This window comes from Melaminivora alkalimesophila, from assembly GCF_000282995.1.
GTDB classification, from domain to species: Bacteria; Pseudomonadota; Gammaproteobacteria; order Burkholderiales; family Burkholderiaceae_C; genus Melaminivora; species Melaminivora alkalimesophila.
This window is the reverse complement of the sequence record NZ_ALEE01000397.1, coordinates 1-4,101: the sequence shown is the minus strand read 5'-3', so window position 1 is coordinate 4,101 and position 4,101 is coordinate 1. Positions and strand designations below refer to the sequence as shown.

Here is a 4,101-nt window from a genome sequence, read left to right as displayed (position 1 = left end):
CGCGCATCGGCCGCCGCCTCCAGCGCGCCCAGCATGCGCGCGATGCGGTCGGCCAGCGCTTCGTTGCTGAGTTTTTCGCGAAAGCGTTCGACCATCAGCGGAAAGGCCAGCGGCCCGGGGCGCAGCAGCGCATGCACCGCCAGCCGCTGCGCCCGCATGCGCTGCAGCGCCGCCTGGATGGCACCCACGTCCAGCTCCTGGCGCAGCACCTCCTCGCTGGCCTGGCGCAGCAGCAGGTTGGCGTGGTCGTACTTGCGAAAGACCTCGAAGAACAGCTGCGCCGAGGCCTGCAGCTGGCGCGCGCTGCGCTGCTCGCCCGGGTGGCTCTGGAAAATCAGGCCCGCCACGCGGGCGATCTCGCGAAAGCGCCGGCGCGCCATCTCGGTGGCATTCAGGCTGGCCAGCAGCTCGTGCAGCAGTGCGCGCCGCGCCGGGTCCTCGGCCTGCGGCCCCTCCTGCGGCCGGACATGGGCCGTGCTGCGCGGCGCCGGCGTGCCTGCGGCCGGTGCCGGCCCGGGACCGGCGTGCAGCAGCTGCGGCAGCAGCGCGGCCCAGTCCCGCTGCTCGGCGCTGAGCAGCTCCAGGCCATAGTCGTTGACCGCGATGGAGAAGGTGCCGGGCTGCTGCTGCGCCGCGCGCCACGCCAGCAGGCTCGCCAGCCCCAGGTGCGCGTGCCGGCCGGCGAAGGGATAGAGGAACAGGTGCCAGCCCTCGCGCGTGCGCAGCGTCTCGGCCAGCAGCGTGTCCGGCGTGGGCAGCTGCGACCAGCGCGCCTGCAGCTGCAGCAGCGGCCGCACGGCGCGCAGCTCGGGGCTGCGGTAGTGCCCGGCTGCGGCCTGCGCCAGCTCGCGCACCACGAAGTCCGCCAGCACGGTGGACAGCGGCATGCGCGAGCCAGCCCAGCGCGGCACGGTGGCACGCGTGCGCGGCGCGCGGCGCACGAAGGCCGTCATCTGTTCGATGCGCACGAGCTCCAGCACCTGCCCGGCGAAGACGAAACAGTCGCCCGGGGCCAGGCGCGACAGGAAGCTTTCTTCCATCGACCCCAGCCGCGCACCGTGCAGGATCTGCACCGCCATGCTGGCGTCGCTCACGATGGTGCCGATGTTGGCGCGGTGGCGGCGCGCCAGGCGCGCATCGGGCATGCGCCAGAGGCCCTCCTCGTCCACCACCACCCGCCGGTAGTCCGGGTAGGCGGCCAGCGCCTGCCCGCCGCCCGAGACGAAGCCCAGGCACCACTCCCACGCCTGCCGCGAGAGCTGCCGGTAGGCGCGGCTGCGGCGCACCTCCCGGTACAGCGCCTCGGGCTCGAAGCCTCCGCCCAGGGCGACGGTGACCAGGTGCTGCACCAGCACGTCGATGGGCTGCTCGGGCGAGGCGCGCGACTCCACCTGGCCGGCACGCACCGCGGCGCGCGCGGCCGCCGCCTCGACGATCTCCAGGCTGTGCGTGGGCACCAGGGTGATGCGCGAGGGCCGCCCGGGCGCGTGCCCGGAGCGCCCGGCGCGCTGCAAGAGGCGCGCCACGCCCTTGGCCGAGCCGATCTGCAGCACGCGCTCCACGGGCGCGAAGTCCACCCCCAGGTCCAGGCTGGAGGTCGCGACCACGGCGCGCAGGCTGCCGTCCTTCAGCCCCGCCTCCACCCACTCGCGCACCGCGCGGTCGAGCGAGCCGTGGTGGATGGCGATCTGCCCGGCCCAGTCAGGGCGCGCATCCAGCAGCGCCTGGTACCACTGCTCGGCCTGTGAGCGCACGTTGACGAAGACCAGGGTGGTGCGGCTCGCCTCCAGCTCGCGCACCACCGCCGGCAGCATGCGCAGGCCCAGGTGCCCGGCCCAGGAGAAACGCTCGGGCGCATCGGGCAGCAGCGTGTCCACCACCAGCCGCTTGTCGATGCGGCCCTGCACCAGCACTCCGCCCGCCGGCAGCGCCAGCGGCGCGAGCAGCGTGTCCATGGCCTCCGGCAGGTTGCCCAGCGTGGCCGACATGCCCCAGGCCATCAGCTGCGGATTCCAGGTCGCCAGCCGCGCCAGCGCCAGCTGCAGCTGCACGCCGCGTTTCGTTCCCAGCAGCTCGTGCCATTCGTCGGCCACCACCAGCCGCAGCTGCGACAGCTGCTCGCGCGCGTCGGCGCGCGCCAGCAGCAGCGACAGGCTCTCGGGCGTGGTCACCAGCACGGTGGGCAGGCGGCGCGCCTGCGCGCTGCGCTCGCCGCTGGCCGTGTCGCCGGTGCGCGCGGCCAGCGTCCAGCGCGCCAGCGCCGGGCACTGCGGCGCCAGCTCGGCGACCGGTTGCGCCAGGGCCCTGAGCGTGTCGGCCGCCAGGGCCCGCATCGGCGTGATCCACAGCACCGTCAGCGGCTCGGCCGAACGCTCCGCGGCGGCGGGCCGGGAAGCCAGCGCCTGCAGCGCCCCGAGCCACACGGCATAGGTCTTGCCCGCGCCGGTGGTGGCGTGCAACAGGCCGGAGCGCCCGGCGGCCATGGCGCGCCAGACCTCGCGCTGGAAGGCGAAGCTGCGCCAGCCGCGTGCGGCGAACCAGCCTGCCACGGCGCGGCGCAGGGCTGCGCGCCCTGCCCTGCCATCGCGGCCCGCTGCGCGGCTCATGCGGCCCCGGGCGGCAACAGGGCCGCCAGCGTCTGCAGCGTGTCCGCCTCGGCCACCGGCTTGTCCTGCCGCCAGCGCAGCATGCGCGGGAAGCGCACGGCGATGCCGCTCTTGTGCCGGCTGCTGCGCGCGATGCCCTCGAAGCCCAGCTCGAACACCAGCGTCGGGCGCACGCTGCGCACCGGTCCGAAACTCTCCACCGTGGTCCTGCGGATGATCGCGTCCACCTGGGCGATCTCGGCATCCGTCAGGCCCGAGTAGGCCTTGGCAAACGGCACCAGCGCGCGCTCCGGCGCTCCTTGCGGGCGGTCCCACACCGCGAAGGTGTAGTCGGTGTAGAGGCTGGCGCGCCGGCCGTGGCCGCGCTGCGCGTAGATCAGCACGGCGTCGACGCTCAAGGGGTCGATCTTCCATTTCCACCACACGCCCACGTCCTTGGTGCGGCCCACGCCGTATTGCGCTTGGCGGGCCTTGAGCACCATCCCTTCCACGCCCCGGGCGCGCACGCCCTGGCGCTGGCGCGCCAGGTCCTCCCAGCTGCTGCCGTGCAGGAGCGGGCTGGCCAGCAGTGTGGGGTGGTTGGCAACGGCGATGAGCGCGTCCAGCCGCGCACGGCGCGCGTGCTGCGGCAGCGCGCGCAGGTCCTCGCCGCCCTCCTCCAGCAGGTCGTAGGCCATCAGCACCACCGGCAGCTCGCGCAGGATCTTGGGCGACAGGGTCTTGCGGCCGATGCGCTTTTGCAGGTCGGCGAAGGGGCGCACCTGGCCTGGGCCGTCCTCGTCCGGCGCGGCGTGGCGCCAGACCAGGATCTCGCCGTCGATCACCGTGCCGTCCGGCAGCGCATCGCCCAGGTCTTGCAGCTCGGGGAAGCGCTCGCTGACCAGCTCCTCGCCGCGCGACCAGACCCAGGTGCCGCCCGCGCGGCGCACCAGCTGGGCGCGGATGCCGTCCCATTTCCATTCGACCAGCCAGTCCTGCGGATCGCCCAGGGCGTCGCCCATCTGCTCCACAGGCAGCATGAAGGGGTGCGCCAGGAAGAACGGGTAGGGATGGCCGCTGGCCTCGCGCCGGGCGCTGGCCTCCTCCAGCGCATCTTCGGGCTGGACCAGGCGGGCGTAATCCGCGGCGCCGGGCCGCGCGCCGATGTGCGTGTAGCCCATCAGGCGCTGCGCGATGCGCTTGGCATCGACGCCGCTGACGGCCGCCAGTGCCTGCGTGACCTGCAGCTTCGACACGCCGACGCGAAACGCGCCGGTGATCAGCTTGAAATAGACCAGCCGCTCCTCGGGCGCGAGCAGGTTCCACTGCGCGGACAGGCGCTCGGCCAGCGCCTCGGGCGGCAGGCCACGCAGCGGCAGCAGGTGCTGCGCCATCCAGGCCGCGAGCGGCAGCTCGTGCGCGCCGGTGGGCGCCGGCAGCAGCAGCGCAATCGTCTCGGCCAGGTCGCCCACCGCCTCGTGGCACTCGTCGAACAGCCACTCAGGCAGGCCGGCGG

2 protein-coding genes are annotated in these 4,101 nt (G+C 74.2%); both read right to left on the bottom strand.

What is annotated here, in order from left to right; all coding sequences use genetic code 11:
- The coding region (locus tag A612_RS07650; protein WP_019373916.1) for a ligase-associated DNA damage response DEXH box helicase at nucleotides 1-2,606 on the bottom strand (2,606 nt) is incomplete at its 3' end.
- A partial coding sequence (locus tag A612_RS07645; protein WP_019373915.1) for an ATP-dependent DNA ligase occupies nucleotides 2,603-4,101 on the bottom strand: 1,499 nt, incomplete at its 5' end. The genes A612_RS07645 and A612_RS07650, both read right to left, overlap by 4 nt.